The sequence below is a fragment of the Streptomyces sp. NPDC044063 genome (assembly GCF_056434285.1).
The window spans coordinates 212995-235643 of the sequence record NZ_JBWKFM010000012.1 but is presented as its reverse complement, the minus strand read 5'-3'; the positions used below and the strand labels follow the sequence as shown (position 1 = coordinate 235643).

Here is a 22649-nt window from a genome sequence, read left to right as displayed (position 1 = left end):
GGGGGGTGAGTGGGCGGTGCTGTCCTCTTCGCCGAGGGGGGGGGCGGAGGGCAAGAGCTGAACCCCGGGGGGGGGGGGGGGGGGGGGTTGTTCCCCCCTCTCCCCCCCCCCCCCCCCCCCCCCCCCCCCCCCCCCCCACCCCCGTTCACGGTGACGGCGTCAGCGTGAACGGAGGGCCTCGACGTCGCGGAGGTCACTTGCAGGGCGTCGACGGTCCGTTCCGGCGTGTGAGGTTGTCGTTGGACATCCAGCCGGAGATGTTCGTTCCGGGAACGCGGACGTAGGTCCACTTGTTGCCGTGGGCGTTGACGACCTCGCAGTGGTACATGAGCTTCGTACCGGACTTGGCCAAGGACACGGAGGAGCACGTCTGATACGGCCCGGTCTGTATGTGGTAGCTGCCGGACATGTAGCCGTACGTGCCGGACTTGGGGTCCTGGTGGCTCCAGCCGCCGCAGCTCTTCGACACCGAGCTGGGCGTGGTCGCCGGAGAGGCCGACGCGCGAGGGGACTTGCCGCCGTCCGCCGACCGGCTCGGCCGTGCCGAGGGCGTGGCGGAGGACTTCGCGTCGGGGCCTTCACTTGCGTTGGCCGAGGGTGAACCGGCCCCCGCCGGAGCCACCTGCGCCGCGTCGTCGCTCGTGCCGCCGGACTTGCCCATCAACGCGTAGGTGACGCCACCTCCGGCGAGCAGGACGGCGGCCGCTGCCGCGATGACGACACGGCCGCGGCCACGACCCCGAGTACGACCGGCCGCCGCCGAGCCGCCGTCGCCGGGCTGGGCGAACGCGGGCGGCGGGTAGCCGGGCCCCGGCGTGTGCGGAGGCTGCGGGGCAGGCTGGTGGAACGGTGCGGCGGCGCCGAAGCCTGGCGGGGGCGTCGGCGTGACGACCTCCGTGGCCGTACGGAGGGGAGCCGACGGGCCGGGAACCGGCGGCCCGGTGGTCGCCGTCGTGCCCGCGGCCACCGCCTCCATCATCCGGCGCGCCTGCTCGGCGGTCGGCCGGTTCTCCGGCTCCTTGGCCATCAGCGCCTGGAGTACGGGCGCGAGCGGCCCGGCGTTGCGGGGCTCCGGCAGCGGCTCGTTGACGATCGCCGTCATCGTGGACCACACGGATGTGCGGCGGAACGGCGAGGCGCCCTCCACGGCCGCGTAGAGCGTCATGCCGAGCGACCAGATGTCGGACGCGGGGCCGGGCTCCCGGCCCTGGGCCCGCTCCGGCGGCAGGTAGTCGATGGAGCCGATGATCTCGCCGCTGCGGGTCAGCTTGGCGGCGGCCTCGTCGCCGGTGGCCTCCACGGTGGCGATGCCGAAGTCGGTCAGCACGACCCGGCCGCCGCGCTCCAGCAGCACGTTGCCGGGCTTGACGTCCCGGTGGAGAACGCCGACCCGGTGCGCGGCGTCGAGCGCGTCCATCAGCTCGGCCCCGATGGCGGCGGCCTCCCTCGGCTCCAGCCTGCCGCGTTCCGTCAGTACGTCGTCGAGCGAGGGCCCGTCGACGAGTTCCATGACGATGACCGGCAGACCCTGTTCCTCGGTCACGTCGTGCACGGTGATCACACCGCTGTGCCGGATGCGGGCGGCGGCCTGCGCCTCCCGCCGCATGCGGGCCCGCAGGTCGGCCAGCTCGGGCGCCGAGGCGTCGTTGTAGGCCCGCAGGACCTTGACGGCGACCTCGCGGTGGAGCACCTCGTCCACGGCCCGGGCGACGACGCCCATGCCGCCGCGCCCGATCGTCGCGGTCACGCGGTAGCGGCCTCCGAGCACCTGCCCGACCAGCTCTCCGCCGCCCTTCGTCTCCCCCGTCGTCACCGCACGCTCCGTTCCTCACACCTGTCCCAGCAGTACCTGGCGGCACAAGGGTAGAGGCAGGAAGGGGGCCCGCCACCCGCCCGGCCGGAGCCCCCGCGTCACCCTGGTCACCGCCGTCCCCGCGCCCCCGTCCGTACGGCCCCCGCACTGGCCGCCACCACCAGGGCGATCGCCAGCCCTTGCAGAGGCGAGAGCGCCTGCCCCAGCACCAGGAACCCGGCCAGCGCCGCCACCGCCGGGGACAGGCTCATCAGCACCGCGAAGGTCGCCGCGGGCAGGCGGCGCAGGGCCAGCACCTCCAGCGCGTACGGCAGTCCGGAGGAGAGCAGGGCGACGGCCAGCCCGAGCCCGAGCACACCCGGCTCGACCAGCGTGGTGCCCGCGGAGCCGATGCCCAGCGGCAGGCTGACCAGGGCGGCCACGGTCATCGCCACGGCCAGCCCGTCGAGGCGCCGGAAGCGGGTCCCGGCCCGGGCGTTGAGGACGATGTACGCCGCGCACATGGCGCCCGCGCCGAGCGCGAACGCGGTACCCGCCACGTCGAGCCGGTCGAAACCGTCCTGCCCGAGCAGGAAGACGCCCGCCAGCGCCAGGGCGGCCCACACCAGGCTCGCCGCCCGGCGCGCGGCGCCGACGGACAGCAGGAGCGGACCCAGGACCTCCAGTGTCACCGCCGGACCCAGCGGGATCCGGTCGATCGCCTGGTAGAAGAGGATGTTCATGCCGCCGAGCGCGAGCCCGAAGGCCACGGCGACCGCCCAGTCCGTACGGCTGTGCCCCCGCAACCGCGGGCGGCAGACGACCAGGAGCAGCGCGGCGGCGATCGTCACCCGCAGCGTCACCACGCCCAGGGCCCCGGCCCGCGGGAAGAGCAGGGCGGCGACGGCCGAGCCGAACTGCACCGAGAGCGTACTGGCCAGCATCAGCCCGATGCCGCCGAGACCGCCGGCTCTCGCGGGCGCACCGGCTCCACGGACAGGGGTGGCCGCCGATGTGCTCGGCGCGTGGGCGACGCCCGCCGCCGCGGTCGCCGTCCGGGACTTCGTCGTTGTCATGCCCCCACGCTAGGAAGCCGCACCGGCCCCCGTGAAATGCCGATTGTCCGGCCATTATGCTTCCCAGGCATGACCATGGAGCTGCGTCACCTGCGGGCCTTCCTCGCCATCGCCGAGGAGGGCACCATCACCCGTGCCGCGGCCCGGCTGCACACCGGCCAGCCGGCCCTCTCCCGTACGCTGCGCCAGCTGGAGGAGCACCTCGGGGTACGGCTGATCGACCGTTCCACGCACCACCTGGAACTCACGGCGGCGGGACGGACCTTCCGTCACCGGGCCGCCACCGCTGTCGCCGCAGTGGACGCGGCCTTCGACGCCGGCTCCCTGCGGACCCTGCCGCTGCGCCTCGGCCACCCCTGGGCCGCGCTCGGCGACCTCACCATCCCGTTGCTGCGCCGCTGGGACCAGGAGCACCCCGACGTTCCCCTGGAGCTGCGCCGCGTCGACGACCGGACCGCCGGACTCACCCAGGGCAGGGTCGACATCGCGCTCCTGCGCGGAGAGGTGACGGCACCGGGGCTGGTCACGGAGTCGCTCCTGGAGGAGGAGCGGGTGGCGGTGGTGCCCGCCGGCAGCGACCTGGCCGACCGCGGCACCCTCGCCCTGGCGGACCTGGCGGCGTGGCCGGTGGCGCTCAACACCGTCGCGGGAACGACCACGCTGGACCTCTGGCCCGCCACCGCACGGCCCACGACGACGATCGAGGTCACCAACACCGACGAGTGGCTGACGGCCATCGCCGCGGGCCGGGCGGTGGGCATCACGACGTCGGCGACGCCCCGGCTCCACGAACACCCCGCCATCGCCTACCGGCCGCTGACCGACGCCCCACCCGTACCGCTGGTCCTGGCCTGGCGCGGCGGCACACCCGCCCACCCGGCGATCCCGGCGCTGGTCCGCCTCGCCCACGACCTGGTGGGCGAAGGCGACCCGGCGAGCCCGGACACTCGTACGGCCCCGTCCGGAAGCGTGACGCTCCCGCGAACGCGCCCCGCGGGAGACGCTCGTCCCTCACACTCGTGACCAGGACCTTCGCACTGTTTCCTCCGTCCTGTGACGAAGCGAGGGGCCGACGACCGACCGCGCACCGATGTGGAGGCAGACGAATGGCCGGATTCCTCGACAGGGCCAAGGAGCAGGCCCAGCAGGCTCTCCAGCACGGGAAGGAGAAGGTGGACGAGGTGCAGTCCCAGCGGGCCGGGGGCGAACTGTTGAAGAAGCTCGGGGCGGCCTATTACGCGGAGAAGCGCGGATCGGGCACGGAACAGGCGACCCAGGACGCCCTCACCGCCCTGGAAGCCCACATCAGCGCGCACGGGGACGGCTTCCTGCGCGGGTAGTGCGGGTGGTTCAGCGGGCAGCGTCGGCCGTGTCCTCAGTGAGCTCGTCCATGCGTCAGTGAGCGGCCAGGCGGACGCTCGGGTGCACCTCGCGTTCGACGCGCGGCAGGATCTCCGGCACGTAGATGCCCTGAATGGCCTCGCCGTCGCCGTGGGTCTCCCAGGCGGCCCGGCTGGCCCAGCGTTCGACGAGCACGAACCGGCCGGGGTCGTCCTGCGAGTGGTACGCCTCCCAGGAGACGCATCCGTCCTCGGACAGGCACAGCGGCCGCATCCGGGCCAGCGCGTCGGCGACGGCGGGTATGTCAGCGGACTCGGTGACCCGGACGATGACGATGAGGTCGAACATCCCTGCTCCTTGCGGACCGTACGAACTGTGCGAACTGTGCGACGACGCTACAGGCAGCCACCGACAACCCTCGCGGAGGGGCGGTCACACTGAGTGCGCGTACTCATGTGTCCCGGCGGGCGGCCCGGCAGGGTGGGGCACATGACGCACACAGTTTCGGAACCTCCGCCCTGGCGCAGATGGCCCTGGACCCGCAGGACGCCTCTCGGCCAGGACATCGGCGTCGGCATCGTGTTGTTCGTGGTCGAGGCCGCCGTATTCGTGTGGCGGGGGTTCGGGTACGGCATGGAGGTCTGGGCCGCGCAGGGGGACGAAGCGCGGGTCGAGGCGGCACGTGTCGCGGAACTCTCCTGGACGCAGCACTTCCTCATCGCCACGCTGGTGCTGGCCGGGCTCGCGCTGCTGTGCCGCGCGCGGTGGACGGTCGTGTCACAGCTGCTGGCCGCCGGAGCGGTGGCCGCGATGCTCACGCTCGCACAGCACGACTACGACCGCGGACACCCTGGCCCGGCGCCGACACCGAGCGCGGGCTATGTGCCCTGCTACAGCGGTGGCGGACGGTGCAACTGAGCCTGGCGACTCACCGAACATTTTCAGCCACACCCTCTACCGTGTGGCCGAAACTAGTGCCATTCTTTGGCCACAGGTGATCCCCAGCCTCCCCCAGGCAGGACCACCCCACTGGCCCCGCCCATGTGCTGCCACCTGGGCGGGGCCGCGCCGCCCCTCCCGGCTCCCCACGGGAGGGCGACGCATGCCCGGCCGTCCCGCCTACAGACCAGGCGGTGCCGAACCACCTGGGCAGGTGGGCGAGCAGGTCCCGCTGGTCCAGTTCCTCGCTGGTGTCGACGACGTGGTCGATCCGGTCTTCCCAGCCGGTCACCGACGGCTGGCCGGTCCGGTCGAGGAGCGGTCCGCGGCCGGCACGCATCAGCTCGTAGAGGCGTCCACGCTTCAGCGTGATGTCCCGCATCCGCCGGCCGAGCAGGTCGTGGCCGTCGCGCACTCAGACGCTTCGCCGGCCGACAGCCCCCAGTCCCAGGTCGCTCAGCCACGCACCGAGAGCCTCGTAGTCGGCGTCGGTGAGGCCGCGGCGGGGATCGACGCGGTGGAGCAGGGCGTGCGCCGGGTGGTGGGCGGCGACCCAGGCCCGATCGGTGTCGGTGATCTCGTCGTCGACCCAGACGAACGGGCGCCCCGTCGCCCATGCGACCAGGGCGCGGGTCTTCCAGTGCAGGCCGTCGCGTTCGTCCTGGTCGTCGGTCTCGGACGGCTCCGGCCAGACCACCACGGACAGCTGCGGCAGGCCGATACGCGGGGAGATGCATTCGTTCGCGTCGGCCATCCATGTCGTGGCCCAGACCACCTCGCACGGGAGCGCCGCCAGCCGGGGCCCGTGCTCGGGGTTGATCCTGGCCAGCAGCGGATTCGCGTCGGCCTCCAGCGGCCCGGCCCCCGTCGGATAGGTCGGATACCGCCCCGATGGCGCCCCGAAGGGGATCAGTGGTCCGTCGACGTCGAGAAACAGCAGCGGTCGCCGCGTAAAGCCGGTCACAACAAAAATCTTATCGACAGGCCTCGACGGGAACTGTCTCCCAGAAGGGAGCCGCCATGTCTGTCGACATCGTCTACGAGACGCATTCGCTCACCGAGGACAACGAGAACGGCATCGCCACCGGCTGGCTGCCGGGCAGGCTCTCCGTCAGGGGGCGGCGCTTCGCCGCCCGACTCGGGGACCGCCGCCGCGACGACGGCATCTCCGCCGTCTTCACCTCCGACCTTCACCGCGCCGTGGAAACCGCCCGCATCGCCTTCGCCGGCACCGGCCTTCCCCTCCACCAGGACCCTCGCCTACGGGAATGCGACTACGGCGACCTCAACGGCTGCCCGGTGACCACCCTCGCTCCCGAACGTTCCCGGCACATCGACGTCCCCTTCCCCGGAGGCGGCCAGAGCTACCGTCAGGTCATGGACGCCACCGCGGACTTCCTCCACGACCTGGCCGCCGGATGGAACGGGCAGCGCGTCCTGGTCATCGCCCACTCGGCCAACAAATGGTCCCTCGACTGCCTCCTGACCGGCGCCCGGATCGAAGACCTGGTCGACGCCCCGTACGGATGGCGGGAAGGATGGCACTACACCCTCCCCGCCGAGGGGCCGGCCGTCTACCGGCACTGACGCGCCAAGGCCCGCCGAAGCCAGCGGGTACGGGCGTCGCGGGCGTCCTGGCTGAGGGCCGCCCGCGGGGCGAAGGTGTCGAAGCCGTGGAAGGCTCCGGGCCATACGTGCAGTTCGGCCTGGCCACCGGCCCGCCAGATCGCGTTCGCGTAGGCAACGCCCTCGTCCCTGAAGGTCTCGGCCGATCCGACCTCGATGTAGGCCGGGGGCAGCCGGGACAGATCCGTGGCGCGGGCGGGCGCCGCGTAGGGCGGCAGGTCCGCGGAGCCGTACCGGTCGCCCAGCAGCGCCTGCCACGCGGTGGCGTTGGAGGTCCGGTCCCAGATGTCGACGCCGGCCATCTGGTGGCTGGAGAACGTGTCGCCGCGGTCGTCGAGCATCGGGCACAGGAGCAGCTGCCCGATCGGGACGGGCCCGCCCCGGTCACGGGTGAGCAGGGCGAGTGCCGCGGCGAGGCCGCCCCCGGCGCTCTTTCCTCCGACGATGATCCGGTCCGCGTCGACGCCCAGCCCGGCCGCGTGCTCGGCCGCCCATACGAGCCCGGCGTAGCAGTCCTCCAGCGGCCCGGGGTAACGCGCCCTCGGTGCCAGCCGGTACTCGGCGGAGATGACGGCCATCTCCAGCCCGGCGGCCCATTCGCGCAGCAGCTTCGGGAGTACGGACCACGCGTTGCCCGTGATCATTCCGCCGCCGTGCATGTAGTACAGCAGGGGCAGCGGCCGGGTGATCCCGGCGGGCCGGGCGCTCACGAGCGTGACGTCCGGCCCGTCCTGCCCGCCCGGCACCCGCAGTTCCGCCACCTCGAAGCGGCCGCCCGCCCGCAGGTCCTGGACCGTCGGCCTGGGCCGGGCGGCGGCATCCCGCTCCTGCCGGGCCGCGAGGTTCTGCGGTGTGAACGGCTCTCTCGCCCCGTCACCCAAGGCCGCCAGGGCCACGGCCAGTTCGGGATCGAAAGGGGGCGCGCCCCCGGGCTCCGGCGACGTAGCGCTCGCGCTCGCGCTCATGAGCGGATCCCCGCGTAGGCGTCGAGCCACCCCGTCGCGATCCGGTCGCCGCGGGTGAGGACGGCGGCTCCGGTGCGCCCCGCCGACGCGTCCGACGGGTCGGGCGGTGGCAGGGGCAGGGTCATGTGCTCGTGTTCGGCGATGTGGAGGGCGGTCGTGACGCCGTTCCACGTCCGGATCAGCGAGCCGGCCGGGGCCGTCACCTCGACCGTCTCCTCGTGAACGGCCATCCGGGTTCCGGTCGTTCGCTCGGCGAGCAGCGCGCGGTAGCGGTCCGGGGGCAGGACGCAGTCCCGGGGCGGGGTGGTGCCGGGCCAGTCGGGGGAGTCGATGCCGCGGTCGCGCGCCGCGTTCCACATGCTCGGCACGAGGCGCGGGGCGTGCGGGCCGGTCGCCATGCGCTCGCACATCCACAGCAGTCGTCCGGCCCCGCGGCGCGGTCCCAGCGCGCGCCAGCGGATGCGCGGTGCGAGGTCGCCGGCGACGACGGCCACCCAGGGGTGCACGGTCGCCATGGGCCCTTGCGCGCCGAGCCAGGCCAGGTAGCGCCGGGCCTCCTCCAGGATGCCGTGCATGGAGTCGACGGGGATGCCCAGGACGTAGCCGGGGCGGCCCCGGAAGAGGTGCGTCCTGTGCGCGGCCAGCAGCAGGACGGCACGGGCGAGGTCGCCGGCGCGCGGCTCCTGCTCGCCCTCCTCCTCCGGCTCCTGCTCCCGCTCCCCTTCCCGTCCCGTCTCCTCCGCGTCGGTGTCCCCGGTCTCCAGATCCCGCAGGACGCGGCGCAGGGCCTGTCGTGCCCGGTCGGTGAACGGGGCCTGTTCGAGTACGGGAAGGCGGGTGCTGAGGAGGTCCGCGAGCAGCCCCTCGGCGGCGGAGGGGGACGTGGGTACGGGCGCCGCGTGCAGGACGGTGGCCAGCTCGTCGGCGATGGCGGCGTCGACCATGAACCGGCTGGTCAGCCGGCCCAGCGGACTGGCCTCCAGACGGTCCTCGCCGACTGGGCGAAGATAGCCCGTCGTGGTGAGGACCTGGGCCGCCTCGCGGAGCGGATCGACGCTGTCGTGCCCCTGGTGCGCGGCGAACGTGCCCTGCCACCACCGCTCGGCCTCGTCGAGCGTGGCGACGCGTTCCTGGACGGCTTCGGCGAGCAGGTGGTCGAGCAGATGGTCGTCCAGGCGGGATCGTACGGTGTATCCGGCGGCCAGCCGGGCCTGCCAGTGGGCGCGTTCGACGGGGTCGGTGAGGAGGAACGCCCATCCCTCGCGTTCTCCGGCGCCGATCCGGCCCGCGCGTCCGAACATCTGCTGCACCATGGAGACCTCGATGCGCTCCAGGCCGATGGTGGTGTCGGCGACGATCACCGCCCGGGCGGGGAGGTTGACGCCCGCGGCGACGGTGGAGGTGGCCACCAGGACGTCCGCCTCGCGGGCCCGGAAGGCCTGCTCGGCCTCGCGTTTGTAGGGCCAGTCCCGGTAGTGGAGCCGGACGCCGGCCTTGGTGCACAGCCGCTCGACGAGTTCGGCGTCGTCCGCGTCGACGCCCTTGGTCGGCACACCGCGGTCGGCGGCCAGCGCGAGGGCGGTGGCCCGTACCCGTCGTTTGCTGCCGCAGAAGACCAGGACGCTGCCCTCGTCCTCGGTGATCCGCCGGGCGATACGGACGGTGGCCTTCGTCCGGACGGCGGCGCGCGCCGCCCAGTCCGTCTCGTCGGTGGCCGGCAGCACGGGCTGCTGCGCTATCAGGCGGGTGGGCCGCCAGGCGGTGCGCACCATACGGGCGCCCAGCCAGGTGGCGACCTCCTCCGCGTTGGCGACCGTCGCGGAGAGCCCGACGATACGGGTCGCGCCGCCGTCCTCCCGCAGCCGGCCCTCCTCCCGCACCCGGGTGAGCAGCGCTTCCAGGACGGCGCCGCGGACCGGGTCGCCCAGCAGGTGGATCTCGTCGACGACCAGGCATCCCACCTCCGCGAGCGCGTCGCGCAGGGACCCGGCCCGGCAGATCGCCTCGAACTTCTCGGTGGTGGCGACCCATACGTCGGCCGCCCGGATCAGCTCGGCGTCGACGACGGCCTCGCCGGTCAGGCGCACCACGCGCCGGCCGCGCCGCCGCCACCGCTCCAGTTCCCGGTCGAGTTCGTCGGTGAGCGAGCGCTGCGGCACCAGCCAGGCCGCCTTGCGGCCCCGGGCGTGCGCGTCCAGCATCGCGACCATCCCGATCGGGGTCTTGCCCGCGCCCGTGGGCGCGACCACCACGAGGTGCCCGGTGCCTTCCCGTACGAGCGGGACGGCGGCGGCCTGCGTCGGGTTGAAGGCCGGGTGGGGCAGCAGCTCGGCCCATTCGGCGGGCACCAGCTGCTCCACCGGTACGTACCGATCGCCGTCGTCCTCGGGCAGTTCCTCCAGGGCGTCCCACTGGGCGGCGAAGGCGTCCCGGGCGGCCACGGCCCAGGGCCCCGCGGCCGGCGCGGCCCCGTCGGGACCGACGGCCACGAGCTCCGTACGGCTGCCCGTGTCCCCCACGGTGCCGACCTGTTCGCCCTCCTCCCAGTAGCGGCTGACGCGGTACGGGACTCCCCGCTCGGTCAGCCACGCGCGCAGCGCCTCGTACCGCGCGTCGTCATCGGGGAGGATCACGCGGACGTCGTCGGCCGCCGCGAGTGCCTTCTCGGAGGGGCGCCACGCGGGGTCGGTGACCTTGCGCCACAACAGGGCGCGGCGCTCGTCCGCTTCGGGGCGCGGTACGTCGTCGGGCCACGCGGGGCGGCGCGGGTCGCGGACGGCCACCGGGCGCGGGCGCGCGGGACCGCGCGCCGGGCGTATGGCGGCCGCCGGACGGGGCGACGGCACCGCCGGGGGCTTCGGCGCCGCGGTGAGTTGGTCGTACGTCTTCACCCCGAGGTCCGCGAGTGTGAAGGCGCCGGGGCAGGCGGGACAGACGAGGGCCGTGTACCGGTACTCCCGGCCGCCCGACTCGTACGGTCTGCGCAGCGCGTGCAGTGGGCCGGCGCAGACCGGACAGTCCCGGCCGATCGTCTCCCCATGGCTCCACCCCGGCTCCTGGAAGCGGGCCGGCATCGTTCCGCTCAGGACGACGCCCCATCTGCGCGCCGCCAGCTCGGCCACGGTGCCCTCCGTCGGGGCCGGGACGGCGTCGTCCACCTCTTCGTCCACGCTGCTCATGCGGTGACTTTGACATGCCGTGATCCACACGCGCAGGCGGTTTACGCCAGGCGGCCCGCTGACATCACGTCGTCGTCGGTCGCGTCGTCCCCGCGGTGATGCGGTAGCCCGTCACCAGGTCCAGGGTGATGGCGACGGTGTGGGTCATCTCGCCGTCGATCCACGGCTCGAGAGCGGCGTGATAGCGCTGCCGGAGCTCCGGGTCGTCGACGAGACGGGCCTCGCCGGTCACGACCACACTCCACCCGACGCGTCGTTCGGTGTCGAACTCGTCCGCCTCGTAGGCCACCACCGCGCCGTCCCGGGCGGGGCCGAGCAGGGCGGCACCCGTGTGGGCGTGGATGACGATCCGGTCGTCGAGGAGGACGTGGTTGACCGGGCGGACGGCGGGAAGCGCGCGGTGGCTGAAGACCAGGCGCCCGATCTTCGCGCCCTTCAGCAAGGTGAGCGCCTCCTGGCGGGGCAGCGATTCGGTGACATGGACCATGCCACCAGTAGACGTACCGGCTGTGTCGGGCGGCTAGGGCTGAACGGCCCCGAGGCCGTCGCCGACCGGCACTTCGACTCGATCTCGAACAAGCGCTGTCGGCCGGAAGGGCCCACCGGTGGGGCGGACGCGAGGCAGGGCGCGGCGCCGTACGGGTGCGGGAGCCGGCCGGCCGTGGCCGGCTCCCGGGGCCGTCACCGGTGGGCCCGCTTCCCAGAGTGCGGCACCGGCCCCCGGCGTCCCAGGGGCCGTACGGTTCCGTCGGGGACCGAAGGTCCCGCCCTAGCCGGATCCGTCGAGCCCGCCCGCGTGGTCGGGCACATAGGTCTGCTCGTCCCGTGGGGGACGCCGGTAGCCGGTGGACGGCGGGCGGGGCGGCAGTTCGAGGGTGGGGCGGGGGACTTCGCGGTACGGGACCGTCGAGAGCAGGTGGGCGATCATGTTGATGCGCGCCGCGTGCTTGTCGTCGCTCTCGACGACGTACCAGGGCGCCTCCGGGATGTCCGTACGGGCGAACATCTCGTCCTTGGCCCGGGAGTACGCCTCCCAGCGGGTGATCGACTCCAGGTCCATGGCCGACAGCTTCCACCGCCGCGTCGGGTCCTCCAGCCGGTCACGGAACCGCTGTTCCTGCACCGTGTCGCTCACCGAGAACCAGTACTTGCGCAGCAGGATCCCGTCCTCGACCAGGAGCCGTTCGAAGACGGGGCACTGGCGCAGGAACCGCGCGTACTCCTCGTCGGTACAGAAACCCATGACGCGCTCCACGCCGGCGCGGTTGTACCAGCTCCGGTCGAACACGACGATCTCCCCCGCCGCCGGCAGCTGCGCCACGTAGCGCTGGAAGTACCACTGCGTGCGTTCCCGTTCGGTCGGGATGGGCAGGGCGGCGATCCGGGCGGTGCGGGGGTTGAGCCGTTCGGTCAGCCGCTTGATGGCGCCTCCCTTGCCCGCGGCGTCACGCCCCTCGAAGACGACGACGAGCCGCCGGCCCTCGGCGCGCACCCATCCCTGGAGCGTGACCAGCTCCACCTGGAGCCGCAGCAGCTCACGCTTGTAGACCGCGCGCGGCAGCGGACTGCTGTCGGTCACGGTCATCACCTCCGTACGGCCATACGGTCCCCCCACGCTAGGGGGCGGGGCCGCTCCCGGCTACCGGAGCGGTCACGGCCCGGTCCGCTCCCGATCGGCGGCTCAGTGCTGGCACGGGTCCGCGCCTTCTGATCCCCTGGAGTGGGGGCGGACCGACGGCTGGAGGCTGGACGATGCACGACGGCGGGCCGCGAGCCGGCGACTCCGACAGCGCGTCCCCGGGTCCGCCGGAGGACACCGTGGCGACCCGCTGCGCCGTCCGCCGCGAGCAGCTGGGGCTGAGCCGTGAGGAGGTGGCGCGCCGCGCCGGCGTGTCCGTCCCCTACCTGAGTCAGATCGAGGCCTTCGACGGCGACTTCGATCCCCCCGCCCTCATACGTCTCGCCGCCGCCCTGGACATGCCCTACGACGAACTGGTCGAAGGCCCCCGTGAAGCGGCGCCCGGCCAGCGGCCCGCCGGCCGCACTCCCCTGCTGGCGCATCTCTCCGAGGACGACTGCTGGCAGCGGCTCGGCACCCACGGGGTCGGCAGGGTCGGTCTGACCGCCGGGTCCGCTCCCGTCGTCCTGCCCGTGAACTTCCTGGTCGACGGCCGCACGATCGTCTACCGGACCGCGGCGGGAGACGCGGCGGCCGCGGAGGACGGAGGCGTGCTCGCGTTCGAGGCCGACCACATCGACGCGCACTCCGCCCGTGGCTGGAGCGTCCTCATCACCGGAACGGCCGAGCACATCACCGACCCCGGCACGGTCGAGGCCCTCGCGACCCGTCCCGGGGCGAAACCGTGGGCCGGCGGGAAGCGCGACCTGTGGATCCGCGTCCGCCCCGACGAGGTCACCGGGCGCACCATCGACACCCGGTGATCCCCGGTCACCGCGGTGGCCCGATGCCCAGCCGCCGGAAGCCGAGCCCGGCAAAGGGCACCGGCCGCGTCAGTCGCGTCAGCCGTGTGCGGCGGCCGGGCGAAGCATGCGGCGCATGCGGCGCATGACGGCACCCGGGATCGTGAGGTTCTTCGCGGCTTCCATGGCGCTGTCAGCCCAGGTGCCGGCAGCGCCTCAGCGCGTGATGGCGGTGAGGGCGTCGTGGAGGGTGGAGTCGACCCGTGGACTGTCGCGCCAGCGGGCGGCGATATGGCCGTCGGGGCGGATGAGCAACGCTCCGCGGGTGCCGAGGCCGCAGAGACCGGTGTGTTCGGCGGGCAGGGTCTCGATGCGCAGCGGCCACGGCCCGGTGGCGGCCTGCCGCTCCCAGGCGGCGGGGTCCGGGGTGAGCAGGGTGAACCATTCGCCGCAGGCGTCGAGCGTGGAGCGGTCGCGTGCGAGCCAGAGGTGCGGCATGCGATGGCCCGGATCCGTGGTGGGGACGTAGTCGGTGCCCGCGTCAGAGCCCGTGCCGGTGCCGGTGCTGGTGTCGGTGCCGGTGTCGGTGCCTGTGTCGGTGCCTGTGTCGGTGCCTGTGTCGGTGCCTGTGTCGGTGCTGGTGTCGGACGCCTCCGGCGGGGTGTCGCCGTCGGCGAGGACGGCGCCGGAGCGGTAGGCGACGCCGAGGAGGAGACCGAGCTGGGCGAAGTAGCGCTCGGTCCAGGGCAGTTCGGTGGGGTCCGACGCGGCTCCGCCGGCGTGCACCTGCTCGCGGCGCTCCTTCTGCACGCGGAGCATCAGCTGCGTGTTGGCCACCGCCTGGTGGAGGGTCCGGTCGGCCACGGGGTGCCGTTCGGTCTCGTAGCTGTCCAGCAGGCCGGGTTCGGCCCATCCCTGGAGGACGCCCGCCAGCTTCCAGCAGAGGTTGTGGACATCCGCGACGCCGGCGTTCATGCCCAGGCCGCCGGTGATGGGGACCGCGTGCGCGGCGTCGCCGGCCAGCAGGATCCGGCCGTGGCGGAAGCGTTCGGCGACGAACGCGTTCATCACCCAGTGCTGGACCCGCAGCACCTCCACCCGCACATCGGCGTCGGGGCCGATGTGCGGGTCGGTGCCGAGGGCGCGCGAGACGCGGTCGGCCCAGTCGGCTTGCGCGGCGTCCTCGGGCGTGGGCACGAACCAGGCCCAGCCGCCTTCGGGGTAGAGCGGGGCGAACATCCCGTGCGTGGTGAAGTAGACCCCGGCGGGCCGGTGGGCGCACCAGCGGTCGAGGTCGGCGTCGAACACGACGGTGGTGAAGTCTCCCTGCGCCCCGGGACCGGTGGTGCCGATGCCCAGTCGCTGCCGGACGGTGGAGTTCGCGCCGTCGGCGGCGAGGACGTAGCGGGCACGGACCCGTGTCTCCGCACCGCTTCGGCGGTCGACGATCAGGGCCACCACGCCGTCGGCGTCCTCGGTCAGCCCGACGAGCTCGGCCCCGAACCGTACGGGGGCCTCCGCCGCGTCGAGCAGGGTGGGTTCCAGCCGGTCCTGCGAGGTGAGCACGCCGATCACGGGGCTTTCGGGTACCGGCGCGTCGACCCCGACCATCGCGGCCGTACCGAAGTCGCGGTCGCGCAGGATGTCGTGGAAGCGGATGCGGCCGAACTCCGGCGCGAACCCGTTGGCCGTGATCCTTCCGGCGAGCCCGAGCCCGCGGTAGATCTCCATCGAACGTACGTTGACGAGCCGGGAGCGGGGGAACGGGGACAGCTCGCCGTGCTTCTCGACCAGCGACGTCCGTACGCCCCAGCGCTCCAGCAGCGCCCGGGCGGTGAGCCCGACGGGGCCGCCGCCGACGATCAGTACCGGCACCTCGGCATCGGCTACGGGCATGTCGTCCCCCTTCTGATCGCCTTGCGATCAATCTTCCTCGCCCGGCGGTCGGCCGCAATTCCCGCGGGGCCGTCCCGTACGCCCCGAAAGCTAAAGTTACGGGCGTTAACTTCGTCAAGAGGGAAGGCGGGCGCACGACCGTGCCGAGCACTGAGGGAACCTCCACGGGCGGGCGCCGTCACCGCGTCCGCGAGGAGGCGCTGGCCGAGATCCTGCGCACGGGCCGGCGGCTGCTGGTCGAGGAGGGGCCCGGCGCGGTCACCCTGCGGGCCATCGCCCGCGAGATGGGCATGACGGCGCCCGGTCTCTACCGCTACTACCCGGCCCATCGCGACCTGGTCCAGGCGCTGGCCTCGTCCCTCTACGACGAGCTGGCCACGGCCCTGGCGTCGGCACGCGACCGGCATCCGGCCTCCGAGCCGGGGCGCCGGCTGGCCGAGGCGTGCCACGAACTGCGCCGCTGGGCGCTGGACCACCCACGGGAGTTCGGGCTGCTCTTCGCCAAGCCGCTCACGGACGCCGACACCGCGCCCGGAACGATCGCGCACGATTCCGGCTGGCGCTTCGGCGGCGTCCTTCTGGATCTGATGGTCCAGCTGTGGCGGAACGGCGGCGTCCGGCCGCCCACCGACCTGGACCCGGCATGGGTCACCCAGTTGGAGGAGGTGCGCGAGCACCTCGACGGCGCGCCTGTGCCGCTGGAGGCCATCTTCGTCTTCGTCTCCTGCTGGGCCCGTCTGTACGGAGCCGTGGCCGTCGAGGTCTTCGGCCATCTCGACTTCGCCCTGACCGACCCCGGCCCCCTCTTCGACCGCACGGTCGCCAAGGTCCTGGCGGCGCTGGGAGAGCCTCAGGCCTGAGCCGGGCCGGTGCCGGTGGCGGCCTCGATGAGCGGGTCGACGAGGCCGGGGAAGCGGGCCTCCAGGTCGGCGCGGCGCAGCGATGCGCCGGACGCGGACACGCTCACCGCGTCGTGGGCGGTCGCCGGCCGCCGCGACTCCGGCGAGGTCTTCGCCCTCGCAGGCCAGGACATCGCCCGCCTCGGCGCGGTCGGCAGGATCAAGCGCCTGGAGGTCAAGGCGTCCTGACCGCCACGACTTCCGTCATACGGAAGTCACGTCAGGAGTCGTGTCGGGCGACGGCGAAACGCAGCTCGGGACGCTCCCAGGCGACCTTCGGTGGTGACGGCGCGACCGTGCCCACGCGCTCGGCGCCCAGGCGGCGGTAGAACTCCTCGGCCGGCGGGTGGGAGACCACCCGCACGCCGGTCAGGCCGGCCGCCCCGGCCTGGCCGAGCATGTGCTCGACGAGGAGCCGGCCGACACCTCCGCCCTGCGCGCCGTCCGCCACGAACGCCAGGTCCAGTTCCGCCGGGTCCAGCATCAGGGAGTAGAAGCCCAGCAGTTGCCCGGCCGCGTCGACCGCCACGAAGACGCGGTGCCGGGCGATGTAGTCGGCGGTGACCCGGTATCCGGAGATGATCGACGCGTACATCCCGCGGTAGGCGCCGGACTCCTGCACGAGGGCGGTGAGGCGCGCCGCGTCCTGCGCGACGGCCCGCTTGATCGTTATGGGCTGCATCCATCGCAGTATAGGAGTGAACCCAGCAAGTGACTATTACAGCGCGCGTGGCTACGACAGTGCACCAGCGGACAGTTCACCAGCGGATCTCGCCCGTGCCCAGCTCGATCGCGGCCCGGGGCACCATGGGCTCCTCGCCGCGCCGGGAGAGCAGGACCACCTCGTCGACCACCGCCGTCGACGAGCCCAGCCGGGCGGCGCACTCGGCGGCCAGCGGGCGCGGGTCCTGGGTGCGGCCGAGGGACAGATGCGGGGTGAAGCGGTCGCCGCGCCCGCGGCACAGCGGGAACCGCGTCTCCAGCACCCGGTGGAGACGGGCCCACGGCGCCGGGTCCGCCGCGGCCGGGTCGAGCCACACCGTCGCGTAGTGCCGGTGGCGGAAGTACCGCACGCCGGACAGACGCGCGGTGAACGCGGCGCTCTCCGCGGCCGCGGCCGACAGCAGTGGCACGGCCCGCGCGAACTCCTCCTCCCGCACGAAGCCGAACAGCACGTTCACGTGCGGCGGCCACCGCCGTACCTGCGGGTCGTGCTCCCAGCGAATGTCCTGGATCGCCGGCCAGAGGTCCCGCGGCGGAAGCCACGCCACCGCCGTCCGGGCCGTGGGTGCCGCCTCCAGCACGCCCACCGGCCCGGCGCCGCCGGCCTCCGGGTTCCCGTCCACGTCTCCATGGTGCCGCGCTTCCCACGCTGCCACCCGGAATGATGGCGCATAGTCGTCGGTGATCGTGGGTGCGGTGAATCGATCTTGCGGAGGCGGGGAATCCACCCGCCATGATCGATGAGACGAGGGACGACCACGGAACGGACCACCGCGGCGCACGAGCTCACGAGGAGACGACCCGCCGCTACTACGACACCGGCGATGTCGACGCCTTCTACGACACCGTCTGGGGTGGCGAGGACATCCATGTCGGCGTCTACGCCCACGCGCGGGAGGCGATCGCGGACGCCTCGCACCGTACCGTGCGGCACGCCGGGGACCGGGTCGCGGACCTGCTCGGCCCGCGGGCCACGGTGCTGGACCTGGGCTCGGGGTACGGCGGCTCGGCCCGTGCGCTCGCCGAGCGCTTCGGCTGCCGGGTGGTGGCCGTCGACCTCAGCGAGGAGCACAACCGGCGGCACCGCGAGGCCAACGCCCGGCGGGGGCTGGACGGCCTGATCGAGGTCGTCACCGGCTCGCTCAACGACCTCCCCTTCGAAGCGGAACGTTTCGACGTGGTGTGGTCCCTTGAGGTCCTGTGCCATGTCGCGGACCGGGACGGCGCGCTGCGCGAGGCCGTACGCGTCCTCGAACCGGGCGGGGCGCTGGTCTTCTCGGACATCATGGCGGCCGAAGGGACCCCGGCCGAAGCCCTGCGGCCCGCGCTCTCCCGGCTCGGCGTGGAGACCCTGGCGACACCCTCGTTCTATCTGGAGCGTCTGGCCGGACTCGGCCTGGAGGCGGACTTCGAGGACCTGACCCCGCACATCACCACGCACTACGCCCGCCTCGACGAGGAGGTGCGCCACCGCGCGGCCGAGCTGCGGAACGTCATCAGCCCGGCCTACGTCGACGACCTGCTGGTCAACCTGCCCCTGTGGACGGACATCACGCGCCGGGGGCTGCTGCGCTGGGGCCTCTTCCACGCCCGCCGCGGGACGGTCCGCACCGGCTCGTGACGTACGGCGGACCCGGAACGATCTCAGATCTGGTGGAATCGCACACGCTGTCCGGTGGCCGCCGAGCGTTCCACCGCGTCGAGCAGGTCCTGCCGGTGCGCCGCGTGGGCGAAGTCGGGGACGTGGGCCGAACCGGTGGCGAGGTCGGTCAGGAGATCGGCGTAGAGGGCCCCGACCTGCTGGGCCGTGGTGTCCCGCAGCGCGGCCAGGTCGGGCGCGCCGTAGTAGTGCTCCGGCACCGGCAGTTCCTCCAGGGTGCGGGACCGGCCGTTGGCGCCGCGCACGGTGAGGCGGGCCTGCTGGAGGTGGCCCGAGTCGCCGGTGATCACCAGGTCGCCCTCGGTACCGTTGATCTCCCAGTGGAAGTTGGTCCCCCGGGACAGCCCGCCCCGGAAGTGCACCGAGGCCACGGCACCCGACTCCAGCGTCCCGGCCACCGCCACCTGGTCCGGGGCCGTCATCCGGGCCTGCCGCCCCGTCCCCTCCTCCCGTACGACCGGCCGCCGCACGGCCGTGGTGGCGGACAGCTCGGCGAACTCCCCGAGCACCATCGTCACCGCGTCGATCGTGTGCCCGAAGGGGATGGTCAGCATCGTGCCGCCGTTGTCGCGGTCCAGCAGGTACGCGCCGGCCGGCTCGAACTCCGGGCCCCAGCGCCGCCCCGAAGCCACCAGGCCGGTGGAGAGGACCTCGCCCACATAGCCGCCGACGACCAGGTCGTGCACGTACTGGACGGCCGGCGCGCTGCGGGCCTGCAGCCCCACGAACGTCCGCACCCCGGCCGCGGCGGCCGCGTCCGCCAGTTCGCGGGCCTCCGCCGCGCCGTTGCCCAGCGGCCACTCCGAGAGGACCGCCTTGCCGGCCGCCAGGGCGGCCAGTACCACCTCACGGTGCAGCGGCACCCGCACGCTGACCACCACCAGGTCCACCTCCGGCGAGGCGGCCAGGGACGCGGCGTCCCCGAAGACCAGCGGTACGTCGTGGGCCGCGCCGGCCGCCCGTGCCGAGTCGGCGCTGCCGGCCGCCAGGGCGCGCACCTCGAAGCCGGGCAGCGCCCGCAGCGCCGGAAGATGGGACTGCGCCGCCCAGCCGCCACGGGCGGAGAGGCCCACGATGCCCACGCGCACGGGCGGAGTGGAGGTAGTGGTGGTGGTCGTGTTCGTCATGCCCGGAACGTACGGGGAGCAGGGTGGTCACCCGCAAGGGCCCTTACTATCCAAAGGGAACCATTGCTGTTCAATGGCCTCATGAGCCGTCACGACATCTACGCGCTGCTCTGCCCGGGCCGTGCCGTCTTCGAGCTGCTGGCCAACAAGTGGACGGGGCTGGCCATCACCGCCCTCGCCGACGGCCCCCGCCGCTTCGGTGAACTGCGCCGCAAACTCGAGGGCGTCAGCCCCAAGGTGCTGACCGCCACCCTGCGCCGCCTGGAGGAGAACGGCCTGGTCCTGCGCACCGTCCACGCCGAGGTCCCGCCCCGCGTCGACTACGAGCTCACGGCGCTGGGCCGGGGCGCCCTGGAGCCCCTGGCCCACCTGCGGAGCTGGGTACGCACCCACGTGGACGACTTCGGACCGGAGGTGCACTGACCCCGGCGCACGAGGCCTTCAGGCGGACGAGGCGTCAAACGGCCGAGCCCAGCAGGGTCCCCACCCCGTAGGTCACCGCCATGGCCAGGGCTCCGCCGATCACGTTCCGCAGGATCGCCGGCCCTGTCGTGGCGCCACCGAGCCGGGCGCCGGCCCAGCCGGTGGCGACGAGGGCGGCGAGAACGCTGAGGACGGTGACCGGCAGCCGCCAGTCGGCCGGTGGCAGCACGATGAGCAGCAGGGGCAGCAGGGCGCCGGCCGTGAAGGAGAAGAAGCTGGCCACGGCCGCGGCCCAGGGGTTGGTGAGGTCGTCCGGGTCGATGCCCAACTCCACCCGCGCGTGGGCCCGCAGGGCGTCCTTGCTGGTGAGTTCCCGGGCGGCCGCGTCGGCCACGGTGTGGCTCAGGCCGCGCCGCTGCAAAGTGGCGGTCAGCGCGTCACGCCCGGCCCGGGGATGAGCGCGCAGCTCCCTCTCCTCCACCGCCAGCGCGGCCCGCTGCGCGTCGCGCTGGGCGCACACGGATACGTACTCGCCCGCCGCCATCGACAAGGAGCCGGCCAGCAGTCCCGCCAGCCCGGCGGTCAGCAGGGTGCCCCGGTGCCCGGTGGCACCGGCGACGCCGACGACGAGTCCGGCGGTGGACACCACCCCGTCATTGGCGCCGAGGACCGCGGCACGCAACCAGTTGAGCCGCCCCTCGGTGGCCTGGACGCTCCCCTCGTGGTGCGGCGGGGTCTGATCACTCACCGGACCAGCATCCCCCGATCGCCCCGCCGCCCCCCGGTCGGCTTAACCCGATCGGGCTAATGGGAGCGTCCGCCGGCCGGCGTCCGTGTTCGTGGCGTAACCGGCCATGCGGGGCGGGCGACGGCGCCCGTCACCACACGATCGCCGCCCTCCGAGGGGCCCGATGCGCCCCGACGGAAGAAAGTGGAGGTAGGCAAGTCACCGTGGAACCGCGCGGGAGGAAGGAGGTGGGCACAGGATGTCCGACGACATGATGGGCGACGAGGTCTACCAGCCGGCCCGGTCGGACCGCCGGGACAACACCGGCGACCTGGACCTGGAGAACGCGCTCGACGGCGATCTCATGGACCAGGTGCTCGACGCGGGCTACTCGCCCCCGGAGAGGCCTCTCGGCGTGGGGCACCACGGCACGACGGCCCGCGAGCAGCGCGAACGCGAGACGCTCGACCAGCGGCTCGCCGAGGAGGTCCCCGACATCACGGTGCCGGACGGGGACGGCATCGGCGATCAGCCGGGTACGGACGGCGAACCGATCGACGAGGAGGTCGGCGACGCGCGCGCCGGGCGGCTCACCGCCACCATCGACGCCATGCCCCCACGGCGCAACGACGTCTACGCCCGGGACGTCGGGATCGACGGCGGGGCGGCCTCCGCGGAGGAGGCGGCGATGCACATCGTGCCGGAGGAATCCATGACCGGATACGACGAGGACCTCGACGTGTGAGGCCTGTGAGGCGCGTGAGGCGTGTGAGGGCCTACGCGGCGCAGAACTCGTTGCCCTCGGGGTCCCGCATGACCCACCAGTGACCGGCGGGCCCCCTGTTCACCTCACGGACGCGGGTCGCGCCGAGGCCCTCCAGCCGTGCCACCAGGGCGTCGAGACCGCCGGGCTCGCTGTGGACGTCGATGTGCAGACGGTTCTTGCCGGTCTTGGCCTCGGGGACGTCCTGGAAGAGCAGCCGGCGCCCGCGCCCGGTGCCGCTGGTCCCGTCGTACGGGTCCTCGGGGTGACGGATCGCGGCGTAGCCGCGGAAGGTCCTGCGCCCGTGGTGCACGACGACCGCGTCCTCACCGATGTGGCCGGCGGCGAGGAGCTGCTCGACGAGCGCGCTGGGATCCTCCACCTCGTAGCCCAGCGCCGCGGCCCAGAAGTCCGCGAGCACGGGCGCGTTCGTACTGTCGATGACGAGTTTCCAGCTCAATGCCATGGGAACACTCCTACGGGCGCCGGGGGTTCCGGCGCAACTCACGAAAACCCTTTGGCGCGGTGCCGACGGCCTGTCAGGCTGCGGGGCCATGGCCTCTTACGAACTTCTCGCCCTCGGTGGCGGCGCCGGCGTCGGGAAGACGACCGTCGCGTGGGAAGTGTCCGCGCTGCTGCGCGCGAGCGCGACCGCGCACTGCCTCGTCGAGGGTGACTATCTGGACCAGATCCATCCGGCCCCCGCCGACGACCCGCACAGGACCGCGATCACGGAACGGAACCTCGCGTCCATGTGGTCGAACTACGCCACCCTTGGTCAGCACCGCCTGATCTATACGAACACGGTGAGCGTGCTCGAGACGCCGATGCTCTGCCGGGCCATGGGCGGTGGCCGGATCAGGGTGACATGTGTCCTGCTCACCGCCGGGGAAGAGACGGTGAGGCGGCGGCTCGCGCAGCGGGAGATCGGCTCCCAGCTCGACGCCCACATCGAGCGGAGTCTGCGCATGGCACGACTGCTCGACGAGAAGGCCCCGCCCGGCGCCGTCCGTATCCCGACCGACGGCCGGTCGGTTCAGGACATCGCCGCGGAGGTGGTGCGCGGCGCCGCCTGGTGAACGCCGGGCACGA

The 22649-nt window shown here is 73.3% G+C and carries 25 protein-coding genes and 1 pseudogene; 10 read left to right on the top strand and 16 right to left on the bottom strand.

Annotated elements, in window-relative coordinates; all coding sequences use genetic code 11:
* Positions 1–193: 193 nt before the first annotated feature.
* Both AC07BS_RS17645 and AC07BS_RS17640 read right to left on the bottom strand, forming a co-directional pair.
* A complete protein-coding gene (locus AC07BS_RS17645; protein WP_478933048.1) occupies positions 194–1813 on the bottom strand; it encodes a serine/threonine-protein kinase in 1620 nt (539 codons plus the stop codon).
* 107 nt (positions 1814–1920) lie between these two features.
* A complete protein-coding gene (locus AC07BS_RS17640) occupies positions 1921–2868 on the bottom strand; it encodes an EamA family transporter (RefSeq protein ID WP_478933046.1) in 948 nt (315 codons plus the stop codon).
* Positions 2869–2937: 69 nt separating this feature from the next.
* Between AC07BS_RS17640 and AC07BS_RS17635 the strand changes: the two genes are divergently transcribed.
* Both AC07BS_RS17635 and AC07BS_RS17630 read left to right on the top strand, forming a co-directional pair.
* Positions 2938–3891 carry a LysR family transcriptional regulator gene (locus AC07BS_RS17635; RefSeq protein WP_478639261.1) on the top strand — a complete coding sequence of 318 codons (954 nt, stop codon included), beginning with the start codon at positions 2938–2940 and terminating at the stop codon, positions 3889–3891.
* A gap of 83 nt (positions 3892–3974) precedes the next feature.
* Positions 3975–4208 carry a hypothetical protein gene (locus AC07BS_RS17630; RefSeq protein WP_478639262.1) on the top strand — a complete coding sequence of 78 codons (234 nt, stop codon included), beginning with the start codon at positions 3975–3977 and terminating at the stop codon, positions 4206–4208.
* A 55-nt stretch (positions 4209–4263) separates the two neighbouring features.
* On the opposite strand, the gene AC07BS_RS17625 is transcribed toward AC07BS_RS17630, so the two are convergent.
* Complete coding sequence (locus AC07BS_RS17625; RefSeq protein ID WP_478933043.1) at positions 4264–4557, bottom strand: putative quinol monooxygenase; 294 nt, start codon at positions 4555–4557, stop codon at positions 4264–4266.
* 141 nt (positions 4558–4698) lie between these two features.
* Between AC07BS_RS17625 and AC07BS_RS17620 the strand changes: the two genes are divergently transcribed.
* A complete protein-coding gene (locus tag AC07BS_RS17620; RefSeq protein WP_478933041.1) occupies positions 4699–5127 on the top strand; it encodes a DUF6234 family protein in 429 nt (142 codons plus the stop codon).
* A 211-nt stretch (positions 5128–5338) separates the two neighbouring features.
* Here AC07BS_RS17620 and AC07BS_RS17615 read toward each other — a convergent pair.
* Positions 5339–5557 (bottom strand): annotated as a pseudogene (locus AC07BS_RS17615) (aromatic-ring hydroxylase C-terminal domain-containing protein); the annotation flags it as partial.
* Positions 5558–5563: 6 nt separating this feature from the next.
* The gene (locus AC07BS_RS17610) at positions 5564–6112 is read right to left on the bottom strand and encodes an HAD domain-containing protein (protein ID WP_478639267.1); all 549 of its coding nucleotides are present in this window, start codon (positions 6110–6112) and stop codon (positions 5564–5566) included.
* Between the two features lie 56 nt (positions 6113–6168).
* On the opposite strand from AC07BS_RS17610, the gene AC07BS_RS17605 reads away from it, so the two are divergent.
* Entirely contained in the window at positions 6169–6735 is a 567-nt protein-coding gene (locus AC07BS_RS17605) for a histidine phosphatase family protein (RefSeq protein ID WP_478933039.1), read from the top strand.
* Here AC07BS_RS17605 and AC07BS_RS17600 read toward each other — a convergent pair.
* The 4 genes from AC07BS_RS17600 to ppk2 all read right to left on the bottom strand — a co-directional run bounded on the left by AC07BS_RS17600 (position 6723) and on the right by ppk2 (position 12497).
* On the bottom strand, positions 6723–7739 hold the full coding sequence (locus tag AC07BS_RS17600; protein WP_478933037.1) for an alpha/beta hydrolase: 1017 nt from the start codon (positions 7737–7739) through the stop codon (positions 6723–6725). The genes AC07BS_RS17605 and AC07BS_RS17600 overlap by 13 nt on opposite strands.
* Complete coding sequence (locus tag AC07BS_RS17595; RefSeq protein ID WP_478933035.1) at positions 7736–10918, bottom strand: DEAD/DEAH box helicase; 3183 nt, start codon at positions 10916–10918, stop codon at positions 7736–7738. The genes AC07BS_RS17600 and AC07BS_RS17595 overlap by 4 nt, the downstream gene beginning before the upstream one ends.
* A gap of 64 nt (positions 10919–10982) precedes the next feature.
* Complete coding sequence (locus AC07BS_RS17590) at positions 10983–11405, bottom strand: pyridoxamine 5'-phosphate oxidase family protein (RefSeq protein ID WP_478933033.1); 423 nt, start codon at positions 11403–11405, stop codon at positions 10983–10985.
* A gap of 282 nt (positions 11406–11687) precedes the next feature.
* Complete coding sequence (ppk2, locus tag AC07BS_RS17585; RefSeq protein WP_478933031.1) at positions 11688–12497, bottom strand: polyphosphate kinase 2; 810 nt, start codon at positions 12495–12497, stop codon at positions 11688–11690.
* A 173-nt stretch (positions 12498–12670) separates the two neighbouring features.
* On the opposite strand from ppk2, the gene AC07BS_RS17580 reads away from it, so the two are divergent.
* A complete protein-coding gene (locus AC07BS_RS17580; protein ID WP_478933029.1) occupies positions 12671–13360 on the top strand; it encodes a helix-turn-helix domain-containing protein in 690 nt (229 codons plus the stop codon).
* A 195-nt stretch (positions 13361–13555) separates the two neighbouring features.
* Here AC07BS_RS17580 and AC07BS_RS17575 read toward each other — a convergent pair whose 3' ends face one another.
* Entirely contained in the window at positions 13556–15235 is a 1680-nt protein-coding gene (locus tag AC07BS_RS17575; protein WP_478933027.1) for an FAD-dependent monooxygenase, read from the bottom strand.
* Positions 15236–15375: 140 nt separating this feature from the next.
* Here AC07BS_RS17575 and AC07BS_RS17570 point away from each other — a divergent pair, with 140 nt between their 5' ends.
* Positions 15376–16095: a TetR/AcrR family transcriptional regulator gene (locus AC07BS_RS17570; RefSeq protein ID WP_478933025.1), complete on the top strand. Its 720-nt coding sequence runs from the start codon at positions 15376–15378 to the stop codon at positions 16093–16095.
* Here the strand turns inward: AC07BS_RS17570 and AC07BS_RS17565 are convergent.
* The 3 genes from AC07BS_RS17565 to AC07BS_RS17555 form a co-directional block, all read right to left on the bottom strand.
* Positions 16086–16268, bottom strand: coding sequence for a hypothetical protein (locus AC07BS_RS17565; protein WP_478933023.1), 183 nt, complete (start codon positions 16266–16268; stop codon positions 16086–16088). The genes AC07BS_RS17570 and AC07BS_RS17565 overlap by 10 nt on opposite strands.
* Before the next feature lie 86 nt (positions 16269–16354).
* Positions 16355–16816, bottom strand: coding sequence for a GNAT family N-acetyltransferase (locus AC07BS_RS17560; protein WP_478933022.1), 462 nt, complete (start codon positions 16814–16816; stop codon positions 16355–16357).
* A 76-nt stretch (positions 16817–16892) separates the two neighbouring features.
* A complete protein-coding gene (locus tag AC07BS_RS17555) occupies positions 16893–17480 on the bottom strand; it encodes a 2'-5' RNA ligase family protein (protein WP_478933020.1) in 588 nt (195 codons plus the stop codon).
* A gap of 110 nt (positions 17481–17590) precedes the next feature.
* On the opposite strand from AC07BS_RS17555, the gene AC07BS_RS17550 reads away from it, so the two are divergent.
* Entirely contained in the window at positions 17591–18478 is an 888-nt protein-coding gene (locus tag AC07BS_RS17550) for an SAM-dependent methyltransferase (RefSeq protein ID WP_478933018.1), read from the top strand.
* A gap of 23 nt (positions 18479–18501) precedes the next feature.
* Here the strand turns inward: AC07BS_RS17550 and AC07BS_RS17545 are convergent, their stop codons facing one another.
* Positions 18502–19644 (bottom strand): Gfo/Idh/MocA family protein, encoded by a 1143-nt coding sequence (locus AC07BS_RS17545; RefSeq protein ID WP_478933016.1) that lies wholly within the window; start codon positions 19642–19644, stop codon positions 18502–18504.
* Positions 19645–19725: 81 nt separating this feature from the next.
* Between AC07BS_RS17545 and AC07BS_RS17540 the strand changes: the two genes are divergently transcribed.
* A complete protein-coding gene (locus AC07BS_RS17540; protein WP_478639293.1) occupies positions 19726–20067 on the top strand; it encodes a winged helix-turn-helix transcriptional regulator in 342 nt (113 codons plus the stop codon).
* A gap of 34 nt (positions 20068–20101) precedes the next feature.
* On the opposite strand, the gene AC07BS_RS17535 is transcribed toward AC07BS_RS17540, so the two are convergent.
* Complete coding sequence (locus tag AC07BS_RS17535; RefSeq protein WP_478933014.1) at positions 20102–20815, bottom strand: VIT1/CCC1 transporter family protein; 714 nt, start codon at positions 20813–20815, stop codon at positions 20102–20104.
* 238 nt (positions 20816–21053) lie between these two features.
* On the opposite strand from AC07BS_RS17535, the gene AC07BS_RS17530 reads away from it, so the two are divergent.
* On the top strand, positions 21054–21539 hold the full coding sequence (locus AC07BS_RS17530) for a DUF5709 domain-containing protein (RefSeq protein WP_478639297.1): 486 nt from the start codon (positions 21054–21056) through the stop codon (positions 21537–21539).
* Positions 21540–21570: 31 nt separating this feature from the next.
* Here AC07BS_RS17530 and AC07BS_RS17525 read toward each other — a convergent pair whose 3' ends face one another.
* Positions 21571–22023, bottom strand: coding sequence for a VOC family protein (locus AC07BS_RS17525; protein ID WP_478639300.1), 453 nt, complete (start codon positions 22021–22023; stop codon positions 21571–21573).
* Between the two features lie 88 nt (positions 22024–22111).
* On the opposite strand from AC07BS_RS17525, the gene AC07BS_RS17520 reads away from it, so the two are divergent.
* On the top strand, positions 22112–22636 hold the full coding sequence (locus AC07BS_RS17520) for an AAA family ATPase (protein WP_478639302.1): 525 nt from the start codon (positions 22112–22114) through the stop codon (positions 22634–22636).
* Positions 22637–22649: the final 13 nt, after the last annotated feature.